Genomic DNA, 14979 nt, shown 5'->3' on the forward strand with positions numbered 1-14979 from the left:
GCGCAAAATCGCCAACAAGGTAAAGAGAGCAGACATTAAATTGATTAAAGAGATTATACATGGAAGTTGCACTGATCCTTTTGGCCGCAGGCAAAGGTACCCGTATGCAATCGGATCTGCCCAAGGTTCTGCATGCGGTCGCCCACGCACCATTGTTAGAGCACGCCATGGCATCCGGTGCCGCACTGTCGCCTGCCCGCACGGTCGTTGTAGCAGGCCACGGGGCAGATCAGGTCCGCGCCGCAGCGCAGGCATTTGACGACGAAGCACAGGTCGTTGTGCAAGAGGAACAATTGGGCACCGCCCACGCCGTTGGTCAGGCGCGCGAGGCGCTGGCAGGCTTCGACGGCACGGCCATCGTGCTTTATGGCGATACGCCTTTCGTGCAGACCGAAACGCTTGAAAACATGTGCGCGGCACTTGAGACGAATGATGTCGTCGTGCTGGGCTTCGACGCCGCTGATCCTGCCCGCTATGGCCGTTTGGTAATGCAGGGCGACAGCCTTGACCGCATCGTTGAATACAAGGATGCCACGGATCAAGAACGCGCTATAACCCTTTGTAATAGCGGTGTTGTCGCGTGCAAATCCGATCTGCTGTTTGATCTGATTGATGCGGTCGGCAACGACAACGCATCGGAAGAATACTACCTCACCGATATCATCGGCATTGCACGGGAACGCGGGTTGAAAGCCACTGCCGTCACCTGTGACGAGGCCGAGACGATGGGCGTGAACTCCCGCGTGGATCTGGCCGCTGCCGACGCCGCGTTCCAGTCGCGCGCCCGTGCAGCCATGCTCGAGGACGGCATCACGCTGATGGCCCCCGATACGGTCTATTTCGCCCGCGACACCTATATCGGCCGCGACACGGTGATCGAACCCAATGTGGTCTTTGGCCCCGGCGTGACGATTGAATCCGGTGCCACCATCCGCGCCTTCAGCCACCTTGAAGGCTGCCACGTCGCACGCGGCGGGGTCATCGGCCCCTACGCCCGCCTGCGCCCCGGTGCAGAGCTGTCCGAGGATGTGCGCATCGGCAACTTTGTCGAGGTCAAGAACGCGCAGATCGCCGAAGGGGCCAAGGTGAACCACCTGAGCTATATCGGCGACGCGACCATCGGTGCCAAAGCCAATATCGGCGCGGGCACGATCACCTGCAACTATGACGGCGTGATGAAGCACCACACCCATATCGGGGCCAATGCCTTTATCGGGTCGAACACCATGCTGGTGGCCCCCGTGCATATCGGCGACGGAGCCATGACGGGATCGGGGTCGGTCATCACCTCGGATGTGGAGGCTGACGCATTGGCGCTGGCGCGCGCGCATCAAGTCGAGAAACCGGGCATGGCGCGGAAATTGTTGGAAATGTTAAAGGCCAAGAAGGCCAAACAGCAGAGAGGCAGCTAATCATGTGTGGTATTGTCGGTATCCTTGGCCAACACGAAGTTGCGCCTACCCTTGTCGAAGCCCTGAAACGTCTGGAATATCGCGGCTACGACAGCGCCGGTATCGCGACGATTGACGCGGGCAAGCTGGACCGCCGCCGCGCGGTCGGCAAACTGGTGAACCTGTCGGATCTGCTGGTGCACGAACCGCTCGCCGGGAAGTCGGGCATCGGGCACACCCGTTGGGCGACCCATGGCGCGCCCTCGGTCACCAATGCGCACCCGCATCAGGCGGGGCCCGTGGCTGTTGTGCATAATGGCATCATCGAAAACTTCCGCGAGCTGCGCGCCGAACTGGCCAAGGACGGCGTTGAATTCGTGACCGAGACGGACACGGAAACGGTCGTGTTGCTCACCCAGAAATACATGGCCGAAGGGCTGGGCCCTGTAGACGCCGCGACCAAGACCATTGCGCGGCTGCATGGGGCTTTCGCGCTGGCGTTCCTGTTTGACGGTGAAGACGATCTGATGATCGGCGCGCGCAAGGGGGCCCCGCTAGCCGTCGGCTATGGCGACAACGAGATGTATCTGGGCAGCGACGCGATTGCGCTGTCACCCATGACGGACCGTGTGACCTACCTGGAGGAAGGCGACCGCGCCGTGCTGACCCGCACGTCGGTCAAGATTTACGACGCCGATGATGCCCCTGTTGACCGTGTGGTCAAGAAGATCAGTCTGGATACCACCCGCATCGACAAGGCCGGCCACAAGCACTTTATGGCGAAAGAGATCGCAGAGCAGCCCGCTGTCATTGGCGAGGCCCTGTCGCGCTATCTCACCGCGGACGGAGAGATCATGCTGCCCGATCCGGGGCTCGATTTCACCAAGATCGACCGTATCACCATGGTCGCCTGCGGCACGGCCTTCTACGCCTGCCTGACCGCGAAATACTGGTTCGAACAGATCGCCCGCATGCCGGTCGAGGTCGATGTCGCGTCGGAATTCCGCTATCGTGAACCGCCCATCTCGGACCGGACAATGGCGCTGTTTGTCAGCCAGTCGGGCGAAACCGCCGACACGCTGGCCGCGCTGCGCTATTGCGCGGGCAAGGCCGATCTTATCACTTCGGTCGTCAATGTGACTGAATCCTCCATCGCGCGGGAAAGCAATCTGGCGTTGCCGATCCACGCCGGTGTCGAAGTGGGCGTCGCCTCTACCAAAGCCTTTACCTGCCAGTTGACTGTCTTGTTCCTGATGGTGCTGAAAGCCGCCGTGGACCGCGGCGCGATCACCAAGGAAGAGCTGGCCGATTATGTCTCTGGTCTGCGGTCCATGCCGTCGCTGATCAACACCGCGCTCGAACAGAACGCTGCCCTGAGGGACGAAGCCTACAAGCTTTCCTCGGCCCGTGACGTGTTGTTCCTGGGGCGTGGCGCGATGTTCCCACTTGCCCTTGAAGGCGCGCTAAAACTGAAAGAAATCAGCTATATACACGCCGAAGCTTATGCCTCGGGAGAGCTCAAACACGGCCCGATCGCGCTGATCGACGAAAACGTGCCCGTGGTGGTCATGGCCCCCAACGACACGCTCTTCGACAAGACCGTCAGCAACATGCAAGAGGTCATGGCGCGCAAGGGCAAGGTTATCCTGATCTCGGATCGTGCGGGGCTGGATGAAGCCGCCGAAGGCACGTGGGGGCAGATCGAAATGCCTCCCGTTGCCGATGCGCTCGCCCCCATCCTCTATGCGATCCCGGCGCAGTTGCTGGCCTATCACACCGCGATTGCCAAAGGCACCGATGTCGACCAACCGCGCAACTTGGCTAAATCGGTGACTGTGGAATGAACCTTGCCCCCTATATGGCGCAGCTGAACGAACTGGCTGATCCCGCCGCTGTCGAGAAGATGCAGGCCTATCACAAGGTGGATCGTCCCTATCTGGGCGTTGCCAATCCGCAGATCAACGATCTGACCAAAGCGTGGCGGGCCGAGCTGTCGCTGACCGACCGGATCGCGCTGGCCGATGCCCTGTGGCAAACGGATATCTTCGAGGCGCGGGTGGCGGCGGCCAAGCTGCTGACCCAGGCCCGTCTGCGCCCGGATGACGAACCCGCGTGGCAGTTGATCCAAAGCTGGGTACCGGACTTCGACAGCTGGGCCATCGCGGATCATGCCTGCATGGCGGCGCAAAAACGGTTGCTGGCAGACCCTCAACGTCTGGATGTGGTAGAGACCTGGACCCAATCGGGCGCACTCTGGTCGAAGCGGGCGGCGCTTGTCGCCACCCTGCCTTGGACCAAGCAGAACAACCCCAAGCCCGAAGAGCTGGACGCGCGCGAGCGTATCCTTGGGTGGGCAGCGGGGTATCTGCCGGTCAAGAACGGCATCCTGCAAAAGGCCATCGCCTGGTGGGTCCGCGACCTCAGCCGTCATGACCCCGTGCGCGCCGCCGCCTTTATCGAGGACAACCGCGCCACCCTCAAACCCTATGCGATCAAGGAAGCCGCGCGCCATATGCCGGACTTCCCGCTGGAAGCCCCAGTGGCGGCGGAAGACGAAGCCCCCGCATCAGATAGCTGATCCCTACAGAAAACGGGCGTCCAAGGTTCCCCCTCGGACGTCCGTTTTGTATTTTACACCGTCACCGCGTGGCTTAGCCGTTGGTGGACACTTCAACCTTGGTCAGATCCGTCAGCGACGCGCCAATCAGACGCAGCGCCGACAACGACATGCGGCTCCCGCCCGAGGCAGGCCCATCCAGCGGGATCAGTTCAACCGTAGAGGATTTGCCCGTCGCGGGGTTGGTCACGCGGCCCTGCATTTCCGATTTCACCAGCGGTGTTTTCATCCACAGCCCCGGCTCTGTCGCGCTGCCAAGCGAGGCGACGGTGGTGCCCAGCGATTTTGCCCCTGCCTCAGCAGGTTTTGACGCCTCGGCGCGTTGTTCGGCCGTTGTGGTGTCAAGCGCGTCGGCTGTGCGTGCCCCAGCAGGCGGACGGGCAGCCGCGGTGGCGGACGACAGGGACGCCTCTGCACGCGCCTCGGCCTCGGCCGTGGGTGGGGCTGCGTCCGCCCCGCGTTTGCCCAAACCCAAACGATCCGTTACGCCCGTACATCCGGCCAGAGCAACGACAGCGACACCTAGAATAATATAATGTTTCATGGGCTAAATCTAACGCTCCCCCCCTGCCGCTTCAATCTCCTAAATGCTACTTGCCCCGGGATGGGCCGATGTTTACCTATGGGATATGAATGCACCTTTGATTGACCCGTTCGCCCGCGCTATCACCTATCTGCGCGTCTCTGTCACAGACCGCTGTGACTTCCGCTGTGTTTATTGCATGTCCGAGAATATGAATTTCCTCCCCAAGAAGGAACTTCTGACCTTGGAAGAGCTGGATCGGCTGTGCACCAACTTTGTCGATCTGGGTGTGCAAAAGCTGCGCATCACCGGCGGTGAGCCTTTGGTCCGCAAGGGTATCATGACCTTCTTTGACAGCATGACACGCCATCTGGATGCCGGCACGCTGAAAGAGCTGACGTTGACCACCAATGGCAGCCAGTTGGAACGCTATGCCGCCGATCTTTATGCTGCGGGCGTGCGCCGTGTGAATGTCTCGCTTGATACGCTGGACGATCAGAAATTCGCCGACATCACCCGTTGGGGACGTCTGCCGCAGGTGCTGCGCGGGATCGACGCGGCGCAGAATGCCGGGCTGCGGGTCAAGATCAACGCCGTCGCGCTGAAAGGCTTCAACGAGGCAGAACTGCCGTCGATGACCGCATGGTGTGCGGATCGCGGGATTGATCTGACCTGGATCGAGGTGATGCCCATGGGCGACTTGGGCAACGAAGACCGCTTGGGCCAGTATTGGTCGCTCAAGGATGTGCGCCGCACCTACGAGGAACATTACACCGTCACCGATCTGGCCGAGAATACGGGCGGCCCTGCCCGATATGTCCGGCTGGAAGAGACCGGCCAGAAGATCGGCTTTATCACGCCGCTGTCCCATAATTTCTGCGAAAGCTGCAACCGCGTGCGGATCACCTGCACCGGTGAAATCTACATGTGTCTGGGGCAGGAAGATGTGGCCGACCTGCGCGCGCCCTTGCGCAATCACCCCGATGACGACGCGCCCTTGAAAGACGCAATTCGCGCGGCGATCAACCTTAAGCCCAAGGGCCACGACTTTGATTATTCACGGCAAAAGCTGGATGGGCAGATGCCCCGCCACATGAGCCACACAGGCGGCTGACGCGACCGTGTCCGCGCCTTTCCTGTACCGCGCCTGGGTTCTTGCCAGCCGCTGCCTGATCCCCTTTGCCGCCAGCGCAGAGGCGCGCAAGCTGAACGCGCAAGACGTGCCCGCCGCCCGCGCGGGAGAGAAACGCGGCATCGCCACACATCCGCGCCCAAGCGGCGCGCTTGTCTGGGTGCATGCGGCGTCCGTAGGCGAAAGCCTGTCGGTGCTTGCGCTGATCACCCGCATGGGGCATATGCTGCCCGACGCGCATTTCCTGATCACCTCGGGCACCGCGACCTCGGCCAGGCTGGTGGACCAACGTCTGCCGCCGCGCAGCCTGCACCAGTTTGCCCCGCTGGACGCCCCCGGCCCGTTAAAGCGGTTCCTGGCCCATTGGCAGCCCGACGCCGCGATATTTGTCGAAAGCGAGATCTGGCCGCAGATGTTGCGACGGACCCACGCGACAGGCGCGCCCATGGCGCTGGTCAATGCGCGCATGTCTGACAAGACGGTCGAGTTCTGGGAGAAATGGCCCCGCACTGCCCGCTACCTGTTCGATGTCTTTACGCTGATCGTAACGCAGAATGACGCGATGGCGCGCAACATGATCCGCATGCATGCCCCCGCCGATCGTGTGTCGCCGGGCGTGAACCTGAAATCCATGGCCGGCCCGCTGCCCGTCGATGCACAGGCGTTGGCGTCTGCGCGCACAGCGCTTGGCGGGCGGGCGGTCTGGGTCGCCTCTTCCACCCACGAAGGCGAGGAACGCAGCGTGCTTGACGCGCATAAGAAGCTGCTGCGCCAGATCCCCGATCTGTGTCTTATCCTTGCCCCGCGCCACCCCGAACGCGGCGATGCGGTAGAGGCGCTGGTTCAGGACGCGGGGCTGACCGTGCAGCGTCGCAGCCGTGGGGACGCCCCCGGGGGGCAGGTCTATCTGGCCGACACGCTGGGGGAATTGGGCCTCTGGTACAGCCTGTCCGATGTCGTGTTTCTGGGCGGATCGCTGCTGCCCATTGGCGGGCATAACCCGTTCGAGGTGGCGCAATCGGGTGCCGCCGTGCTGTCGGGCAACCATGTTGCGGCCTTTGCGGAAACCTATGCCCAGCTTGAGGCTGAAGGCGCTGCGCGGATCGTGGCGGATGGCGATGATCTGGCCACCCGCGTTGCCGCGCTCTTGACCAAACCGGACGAGCTGGCGACGATGACCGCAGCCGCTGCCCGCTTCATCGCGGCACAAGATGACCAGCTTGATGCCATCGCCAGCCGTCTGATCACCACATTGAAGTTGGATACCCCATGACGCACCCCCTTGCCCGCACCGATGTGATCGCGCCGAATTTCAAACGCAGGCTCAGCGGCGTGACGGCCACTGTGATGCGGCTGGTACCGGTCCAATCGCGCGATATCTCTATCGCGGCGACGGGCCCCGTTGTGCCCGAGGATGTGCCGCAGGTGCCGCTGGCCTCGCTTGTGACCATGTCGCGCCGCGGGCCGTCACCGTCGGGCTGGCGGGTCTGGCACGCGCGGCGCAACGTCGAGATGCTGGGCGGGCTGGCGCTGCGCTATCTGCTGGGCAAGCGGCTCAAGCTGATGTTCACCTCGGCCAGCCAGCGTGAACAGACCGGCCTGACGCGCTGGCTGATCCGGCGGATGGATGCCGTGGTGGCGACCTCGGACCGGACAAACGCCTATCTGGAAAACCCCGGCCATGTGATCATGCACGGGATCGACACCGAGGGCTTTGCCCCCTCGCCCGACCGCGCTGCCCTGCGCGCCGAGCTTAAGCTGCCAGTGAACGCGACGCTGGTGGGTTGCTATGGCCGTATCCGCGCCCAAAAGGGCACCGATGCCTTTGTCGAGGCGATGCTGCCGATCCTGCGGGACAACCCCGATGTCGTCGCCCTTGTAATGGGACGCGCGACCGAGAAATACGAGAGCTTCGAGAAGGGCCTGAAAGACCGTGCCCGCGCCGAAGGGCTGTCGGACCGGATGCTGTTCCTGCCAGAGGTGCCCGTGGGCGATATGGCGGATTTCTACCGCGTGCTGGACCTTTACGTCGCCCCCCAACGGTGGGAGGGCTTCGGCCTCACCCCGATCGAGGCGATGGCCTGCGGTGTACCCGTGGTCGCGACCCGTGTGGGGGCCTTTGAAAAGCTGGTGGTGCAAGGTACGACGGGCCTACTGGTGGACCCCGATGACATTCCCGCGCTCGAGGCCGCGACGCGCGATGCTCTGTCCGACCGGACCCGACTGGCCGCATGGGCAGAGGCCGGGCGCAGCTATGTGATGTCGGATTTCTCTATCGCGCGCGAAGCGGCGGCGCTGGTCAAAATCTATCGCAAGCTGCTGGCGGCATAGGGCGCGGGTTTCCCCCCGCCCTATGCCTGTGTGATCAGCCGATGGGCATGCGTTGTTCAGCGATACCGGCCCACCAGCTGCAGCCCGCGGGAATGATATCGTCGTTAAAGTTATACATCGGATGGTGCACCATCGCGGTGTCGCCATTGCCGACCAGAATATAGGCACCGGGGCGCTCTTCGAGCATAAAGGCGAAATCCTCGCCCCCCATGACCAAAGGTGCTTCGTCGCATTGCCCCGAGATGCCGCGCGCGACATCCGCCGCGAATTCAGTCTGTTCGTCGTGGTTCACCATCACTGGATAGTTGCGCACGTATTTGACCTTGGCCGTCGCGCCAAAGGTCGCCGCGATGCCTTCACAAATCTCTGTCACGCGCTTTTCAGCCAGATCGCGCAGGTCATTGGACAGGGTGCGCACGGTACCCAGCAAGTTCACCCGCTGCGGGATCACGTTGAACGCCTTGGACGAGGATTCGATCGAGGTGATCGAGACAACGATATTGCCCACGGGGTCCGCGTTCCGGCTGACGATGGTTTGCAGCGCGGTGATGATATGTGCGGTGACCACACCGGTATCGATGGTCTCGTGTGGTTTGGCCGCGTGGCCGCCCAGACCCTCGACTTCGATTTCCAGCAGGTCGGTGGCCGCAAAGAACGGGCCGGGGCGGATGCCGAATTGGCCGGCGGGAATGCCGGGCCAGTTGTGCATGCCATAGACTTCCTGAATGCCCCAGCGTTCCATCATGCCGTCCTTGCACATCTCGCGCCCGCCGCCGCCGCCTTCTTCGGCAGGCTGAAAGATCACCACAACAGTCCCGTCAAAGTTCCGTGTCTCGGCCAGATACTGCGCCGCGCCCAATAGCATCGCCGTGTGGCCGTCGTGGCCGCAGGCATGCATCGCATTGGGCGTTTTGGAGGCATAGTCCAGCCCCGTCTGTTCGTGGATCGGCAGCGCGTCCATATCGGCACGCAGCCCGATGACCTTGCCCGAGGTGGTGGCATTGCCCTTGATCACGCCGACAACACCGGTACGCCCGATGCCTTCGACAACTTCGTCACAGCCGAAGGCGCGCAGTTTCTCGGCCACGGTGGCAGAGGTGCGATGCGTCTCGAACAGGATCTCGGGGTGTTCGTGCAAATCACGTCGCCATGCGGTGATGTCATTGTGCAATTCGGCAAATCGGTTCTTAACGGGCATTTTTCGAAGTCCTTGAAGTCTGTGAAAAAAGGGAACGCGCAGCGCCCCTTTCGGGCAAAGCCGGCGGCTAGGCTGGCAATCTTGTTTCAATCATTTCCGCGAACCAGCTACAACCTGCGGGGATCGCGTCATCGTTGAAATTATACATGGGGTGGTGGACGGTGGGCCCGTCGCCATTACCCAGCATGATATAGGCACCGGGGCGCTGGTTCAGCATATACGAGAAATCCTCTCCGGCCATGATCGGCGGCGTGTCGCGGTCCACACCGGGGGCGATATTCTCGGCCACATCGGCGGCGTAGGCGGTATTCGCGTCAGCGTTCACGGTGATGGGATAGCCGCGCGCGTAAACGATGTCGGCAGTGCATTGGTGGGCGGCGCAGGTGTGGGCCACGACAGCCTCCAGCCGGTCCTGCACCAGATCGCGGATGCCCGCATCCAGCGTACGGACCGTGCCGCGCAGACGCACGGTTTGCGGCAGAACGTTGTGGCTGTCGGTATCGGACCGCAGGGTGCAGACCGACACGACAGCATTCTTGATCGGATCCACGTTGCGTGCGGCGATGGATTGCAGCGCGACAACGACATGCGCCGCGGCAAGGTTGGTATCGATCGCCTCGTGCGGGGCTGCGGCATGGCCGCCCTGCCCGGTGATGATGATGTCGAACTCATCTGCCGCCGCCAGTAAAGGGCCACTGCGGATCGCGAATGCGCCGACGGGATGGCCGGGCATATTGTGCAGCCCGTAGACCTCGTCGATGGACCAACGCTCCATCAAGCCTTCCTCGACCATGACGTTGCCACCGCCGCCGCCCTCTTCGGCGGGTTGGAAGATAAGCACCGCCCGCCCGTCAAAATTGCGTGTCTCTGCAAGATACTGCGCGGCCCCCAGCAGGATCGCGGTGTGCCCGTCATGGCCGCAGGCATGCATCTTGCCCGGCGTTTTGGAGGCATACGCAAGCCCCGTCGCCTCGGTGATGGGTAAAGCGTCCATATCCGCGCGCAAGCCGATGCTGCGGCCCGACGCATTGGTCTTGCCCTCGATCACCGCGACGATGCCGCTTTGCGCCACGCCGGTGGTGATATCGGTGATGCCAAAGCTGCGCAGCTTCTCTTCGACGAAAGCCGCGGTCTGCGGCAGATCGAATTGCAGTTCGGGGATCGTATGCAGGTGACGCCGCCACGCGGTGATGTCGGCATGGGTTTCGGCAAAGCGGTTCTTGATCGGCATCGCGTGCGTTCCTTTATGTGTCTAGACGTTCGGGCCCAGGATCATCGGGCTGCCATCGGTGAAACGTGCGAGGCGAAAGCGGGTCAGGTCGTGCCCGGCGCTTTGCCCCGTGGCCAGACGCGCCAGAACGCGGCCCATGCCCGGCCCGATACCAAAGCCGTGCCCCGACATGCCCGTGCCAATGGTCAGCCCCGGCAGTGCTGCCACAGTATCCACGACAGGTACAATGTCAGGCATCGTGTCGATCATCCCCGCCCAGGCAGATTTCAGCTTTATCGGCCCCAGATCGGGGAACATTGCTGAAAAATCACGCAGCAGGCGGCGGATCTTGGCCATATTGGGCGTGGGATTAAGGATGCGCATCGCCTCGAAGGGGGATGGGGTATCGGCCTGCCAGCGCCGTTTGGTCGCCCAAGCATCGGGAAAGCCTTTGGGCGCAAAAGGGTGAAGCCGTTGACCAAAGGGGTCGGCGCGCAACTGGGTCAGGTAATGGGGCAAAGCACGAAAGGCGTCAGGGCCCACAAAAAGCTCGGGCGCGCCGGGAGGGGCGAGCGTATAGCCGCCATCCTCGCGCCGCCGGAATGCGACCCGCCCGTCCGACACCGCCCCTGCGTAAATTTCAGGCAAGCTTTCGGTCGCCGCCACATTTTCGCGTACCGACAGCTGCGGCATAGCGATACCGTGATTGCGCAGGAACAGCGCCGACCACGCCCCGCCTGCCAGCACCACCTGCGAAGACGCGATACGCCCCTGTTCCGTGATCACCCCGGCAACCCGCCCCGCCGCGATGTCAAGGCAGCGCACGGCGCAATTCTCGATGATCTGAACGCCCTCTCGCGCGGCGATACCGGCGAGTGCGGGCACCGCGACCCAAGGCTCCGCCCGCATGTCCGACGGCGTGATCAGCGCGCCGATCTGAGGTGTCGCAAGGCCGGGGAACATGGCGGAGACCTCGGCCGCCGTCATCATCCGGCTGTCCGCGCCATTGGCCCGCGCATGGGGCAGCCAGTCTTCGTAGCCCGCAAGTTGTGTCGGCCTTTGCGCCAGATAGGCAATGCCGCCCTGCCGCAGCCCGATATCCACGTTCGTTTGCCCCGCAAGTTCGCGCCAGAGCGCCTGCGCCTCGGCCATGATCGGCATCTCGTCAGGGTCGCGCCCCTGTTGCCGAATCCACCCCCAATTGCGGCTGGATTGTTCAGCGGCGATGCGGCCCTTTTCCAGCAAGGTGACCGAGTGACCCTCCCGGGCGAGGAACAGCGCCGTGCAGACCCCGATGATCCCGCCGCCGATAACGACGATATCCGACGTCGCTGGCTGGGGGCCGGGATAGGTGACGGGGGTGGTCGTGTGGATCGGGAAAGGCTGCATGGGTCAGGCTTTATATAGCGTGGGCGTCGCGGGCAAAGCAGGCCTGGATCGGGGGCCAGCCCCCGGTGCCGCGCTGCGGCCCCTCCCCCGGGATGTGATGCCATTTGGAAGAAGGGGGCCGCTGCGCTGTGTCATTTCAAACGGTCAAGCAGGTCGCGCATGAAGCTATGGCCGGCCTCGAATTGCGCGACTTCGATATATTCGTTGGGCTGGTGCGCCTGTGCGATATCGCCGGGGCCGCAGATCACCGCGCTATACCCCGCTTCCTGGAACTGTCCGGCCTCGGTCCCGTAGGAGACCTTGTGGCTGGCATTGTCGCCGGTGATCTGGCGCACGAAGGTTTCGGCCAGCCCGTCTTTTTCGGGTTGTAGTGCGGGGACGTCGAAACGGGGGGTGACCTCGATATAGGTTTCGGGGACGACCTCTTGCATCTGCTTTTCGACCTCGCGCACCTTTTCCAGATAGGCGGTGCCCCAGGCGTCTTTGTCTTCGCCCGGCACGACGCGGAAATCCATGGCGAAGTGGCAATCCTTGGCGGTGATATTATGCGCTGTCCCGCCCGAGATCACGCCCACATGGGCGGTGGTAAAGGGCGGGTTGAACATCGCGGCAAGCTCGCTGGGTTTGCGGGCCATGTTCTCGGTGTTCACCTCATTGGCCCATTCGATCAGCTTGGCCCCCGCCATGATCGCGTTGACGCCTGTGTGCAGGAGCGAGGAATGCACCTCGAAGCCGACCACATGGGTGTTGAAGCCCGTGCCGCCCTTGTGACCTGTAACGGCCTGCATGGTCGAGGGTTCCCCCACGATCACCAGCGCACCTTTGGGCAACACCGGTTGCATCGCCTCGATCATCGGAGGGGCACCGGTGCAGCCGATTTCCTCGTCAAAGCTGAGCGCGATCTGGAGTGGGCGTTGCACTTCGGCGTAATGCGCTTCTACCAATGTCCAGATGGCCAGCGCATCAAAGCCCTTCATGTCGCAGCAGCCGCGCCCGTAATAGCGCCCGTCCCGTTCGACCACGGTGAAAGGGTCGCTGTCCCAGGGCTGGCCGTCCACCGGCACCACATCGGTATGCCCCGACAGGACCACCGCGCCCTCTTCCCACGGGCCCACATGGGCGAAAAGCGCATGTTTGGGTTGATCGGGGTGGATATAGCGATGGGACGCGATGCCGTGGCTTTCAAGGTAATCGGCCACCCAGTCGATCAGCGGGATATTCGTATCCCGCGACACAGTGGGAAAGCTGACGAGTTTTTCCATCAGCTCGAACGGGGTCATGCGCGCAGTCATTTATGTGGTCCTTTAGTATCCGCTATCGGTGATCAAGACCTGATGGCCGGGGGATACGGTTTTGTAAACAGAGGGTTCCGCGACATAGCTTGTCGGATGGATCGGGGACGGGATCGGCTTGAAGTTCAGCTCGCTTTCCTTTTTGCGACGCCGTGGATCGGCGATGGGGACGGCTTTCATCAAGGCCTGCGTATAGGGGTGCTGCGGGTTTTCAAACACCTGCGACCGCGTGCCCATTTCTACGATCCGGCCCAGATACATCACGCCGACGTGGTGGCTGACCCGTTCGACCACAGCCATATCGTGGCTGATGAACAGGAAGGACAGCCCCATTTCCGCTTGCAGCTCCAGCATCAGATTGACCACCTGCGCCTGCACCGACACATCCAGCGCCGACACGGCTTCATCCGCGACGATCAGCTTGGGGTTCAGCGCTAAGGCCCGCGCGATGGCGACGCGCTGGCGCTGACCACCTGACAGCTCGTGCGGGAAGCGGCGCATGAAGCTGCGCGGCAGTTCCACACGGTCAAACAGCATCTCGATGCGTTTGGTCAGTTCGGCCCCCTTGAGCGTGCCATAATTGTGGATCGGTTCGGCCACCTGATCCGACAGCTGCATCTGCGGATTGAGCGAGGCAAACGGGTCCTGAAAGATCATCTGCATGTCCAGTCGCGCCTTGTGCAGGCCACGTGAATCCAGTGCCATGATGTCTTTGCCATCGAGGTTGACCTCGCCGGACTGGGGGTCGACCAGCCGCAGCAAGGACCGCCCCGCCGTAGATTTTCCGCAGCCGGATTCCCCCACAAGGCTTAGCGTTTGGCCCTTGTTGATGGTAAACGACAGGTCCTCGACCGCATGGACATTGGCGACGGTGCGGCGCAGGAAGCCGCCCTGCACCGGAAAGCGCGTGGTCAGGTTCTTGACCGTCAGCAGCGTTTCCTCTGTGCCCTTGATAGGTTTGATCTCTTTATCCGCCGTCCCGAGCAGTTTCATCGGTTCGGGATAGGGTTTGCCGCGCATCTCGCCCAGCTTGGGGACGGCGGCCAGCAACGCCTTGGTATAGGGGTGTTGGGGGTTTTCGAAAATTTCCTCGACCGTGCCTTCTTCGACCTTGTTACCGCGGAACATGACAACGACGCGATCGGCCATTTGGGCGACAACGGCCATGTCATGGGTGATGAACATGACGGCGGTGCCGGTCTCGCGTTTCAAGCGGTCGATCAGCGCGAGGATTTCGGCCTGAATGGTCACATCCAGCGCGGTGGTGGGTTCATCCGCGATCAACAGCCGCGGCGAACAGGCCAGCGCCATGGCAATCACCACACGCTGGCGCATCCCGCCCGACAGTTCGTGCGGGTATTGCGCAAGACGGCGGGCCGGTTCGGGGATGCGGACCTGGGTCAGAAGCTCCAGCGCGCGGGCCTCTGCCTGCGCCTTGGACATGTTCTTGTGCAGGCGCAGCCCTTCGGTCAGCTGGCGACCGACGGTAAAGACAGGGTTCAGCGCTGTCATCGGTTCCTGAAAGATCATCCCGATCTCATTGCCGCGAATATCGCGCATCACATCCTGATCTGTGCGCGCCAAATCGACAGCGGGATCGTTCTGGCGCTCAAATAATAGGCGCCCACCCGCAATTTTTCCGCCGCCGAACTCGACCAGACGCATCAGCGACAGCGAGGACACCGATTTACCCGAGCCGGATTCGCCCACAACGCAGACAGTTTCACCCGCATTGATGTCAAAGCTGACGTTCTCCACACCTAGAACGGGTCCGTCCTGGGTTTGAAATTCGACCCTAAGCTCTTGAATTTGCGCGATTGGTGTCGGCGTTGCCTCGTCTAGCATGGTATTTTCCAGCGCTTCTCGTTTAATCAATTTGACGACGCTAAGGCACTT

The 14979-nt window shown here is 62.3% G+C and carries 12 protein-coding genes; 6 read left to right on the plus strand and 6 right to left on the minus strand.

What is annotated here, in order from left to right:
• Positions 1–59 precede the first annotated feature (59 nt).
• Genes glmU through AB1495_RS00545 form a run of 3 tightly spaced genes read left to right on the plus strand, consistent with a single transcriptional unit; the run spans position 60 to position 3969 of the window.
• Positions 60–1412 (plus strand): bifunctional UDP-N-acetylglucosamine diphosphorylase/glucosamine-1-phosphate N-acetyltransferase GlmU, encoded by a 1353-nt coding sequence (gene glmU, locus AB1495_RS00535; RefSeq protein ID WP_074634439.1) that lies wholly within the window; start codon positions 60–62, stop codon positions 1410–1412.
• Positions 1413–1414: 2 nt separating this feature from the next.
• Positions 1415–3235: a glutamine--fructose-6-phosphate transaminase (isomerizing) gene (glmS, locus tag AB1495_RS00540; protein ID WP_074634440.1), complete on the plus strand. Its 1821-nt coding sequence runs from the start codon at positions 1415–1417 to the stop codon at positions 3233–3235.
• Positions 3232–3969, plus strand: coding sequence for a DNA alkylation repair protein (locus AB1495_RS00545; RefSeq protein WP_074634442.1), 738 nt, complete (start codon positions 3232–3234; stop codon positions 3967–3969). Before glmS ends, AB1495_RS00545 begins: the two co-directional genes overlap by 4 nt.
• Positions 3970–4042: 73 nt before the next feature.
• Here the strand turns inward: AB1495_RS00545 and AB1495_RS00550 are convergent, their stop codons facing one another.
• Positions 4043–4552: a hypothetical protein gene (locus AB1495_RS00550; protein ID WP_074634443.1), complete on the minus strand. Its 510-nt coding sequence runs from the start codon at positions 4550–4552 to the stop codon at positions 4043–4045.
• Between the two features lie 85 nt (positions 4553–4637).
• Between AB1495_RS00550 and moaA the strand changes: the two genes are divergently transcribed.
• Genes moaA through AB1495_RS00565 form a run of 3 tightly spaced genes read left to right on the plus strand, consistent with a single transcriptional unit; the run spans position 4638 to position 7994 of the window.
• Positions 4638–5645 (plus strand): GTP 3',8-cyclase MoaA, encoded by a 1008-nt coding sequence (gene moaA / locus AB1495_RS00555; protein WP_005854034.1) that lies wholly within the window; start codon positions 4638–4640, stop codon positions 5643–5645.
• A 7-nt stretch (positions 5646–5652) separates the two neighbouring features.
• On the plus strand, positions 5653–6936 hold the full coding sequence (locus AB1495_RS00560; RefSeq protein ID WP_074634445.1) for a 3-deoxy-D-manno-octulosonic acid transferase: 1284 nt from the start codon (positions 5653–5655) through the stop codon (positions 6934–6936).
• Entirely contained in the window at positions 6933–7994 is a 1062-nt protein-coding gene (locus tag AB1495_RS00565) for a glycosyltransferase family 4 protein (RefSeq protein ID WP_074634446.1), read from the plus strand. Before AB1495_RS00560 ends, AB1495_RS00565 begins: the two co-directional genes overlap by 4 nt.
• Positions 7995–8028: 34 nt before the next feature.
• On the opposite strand, the gene AB1495_RS00570 is transcribed toward AB1495_RS00565, so the two are convergent.
• The 5 genes from AB1495_RS00570 to AB1495_RS00590 form a co-directional block, all read right to left on the minus strand.
• On the minus strand, positions 8029–9192 hold the full coding sequence (locus tag AB1495_RS00570; RefSeq protein ID WP_005854046.1) for a M20 aminoacylase family protein: 1164 nt from the start codon (positions 9190–9192) through the stop codon (positions 8029–8031).
• Positions 9193–9259: 67 nt separating this feature from the next.
• A complete protein-coding gene (locus tag AB1495_RS00575) occupies positions 9260–10423 on the minus strand; it encodes a M20 aminoacylase family protein (RefSeq protein ID WP_074634448.1) in 1164 nt (387 codons plus the stop codon).
• A gap of 21 nt (positions 10424–10444) precedes the next feature.
• Complete coding sequence (locus tag AB1495_RS00580; RefSeq protein WP_074634449.1) at positions 10445–11791, minus strand: FAD-binding oxidoreductase; 1347 nt, start codon at positions 11789–11791, stop codon at positions 10445–10447.
• Positions 11792–11922: 131 nt separating this feature from the next.
• Positions 11923–13083, minus strand: a complete 1161-nt coding sequence (argE, locus tag AB1495_RS00585; protein ID WP_074634451.1) for an acetylornithine deacetylase — start codon at positions 13081–13083, stop codon at positions 11923–11925.
• Between the two features lie 12 nt (positions 13084–13095).
• Positions 13096–14928 (minus strand): ABC transporter ATP-binding protein, encoded by a 1833-nt coding sequence (locus AB1495_RS00590; RefSeq protein ID WP_037964584.1) that lies wholly within the window; start codon positions 14926–14928, stop codon positions 13096–13098.
• Positions 14929–14979 lie beyond the last annotated feature (51 nt).

Origin of the sequence: Sulfitobacter pontiacus (genome assembly GCF_040790665.1) — a bacterium.
Taxonomy (GTDB): Bacteria; Pseudomonadota; Alphaproteobacteria; order Rhodobacterales; family Rhodobacteraceae; genus Sulfitobacter; species Sulfitobacter pontiacus.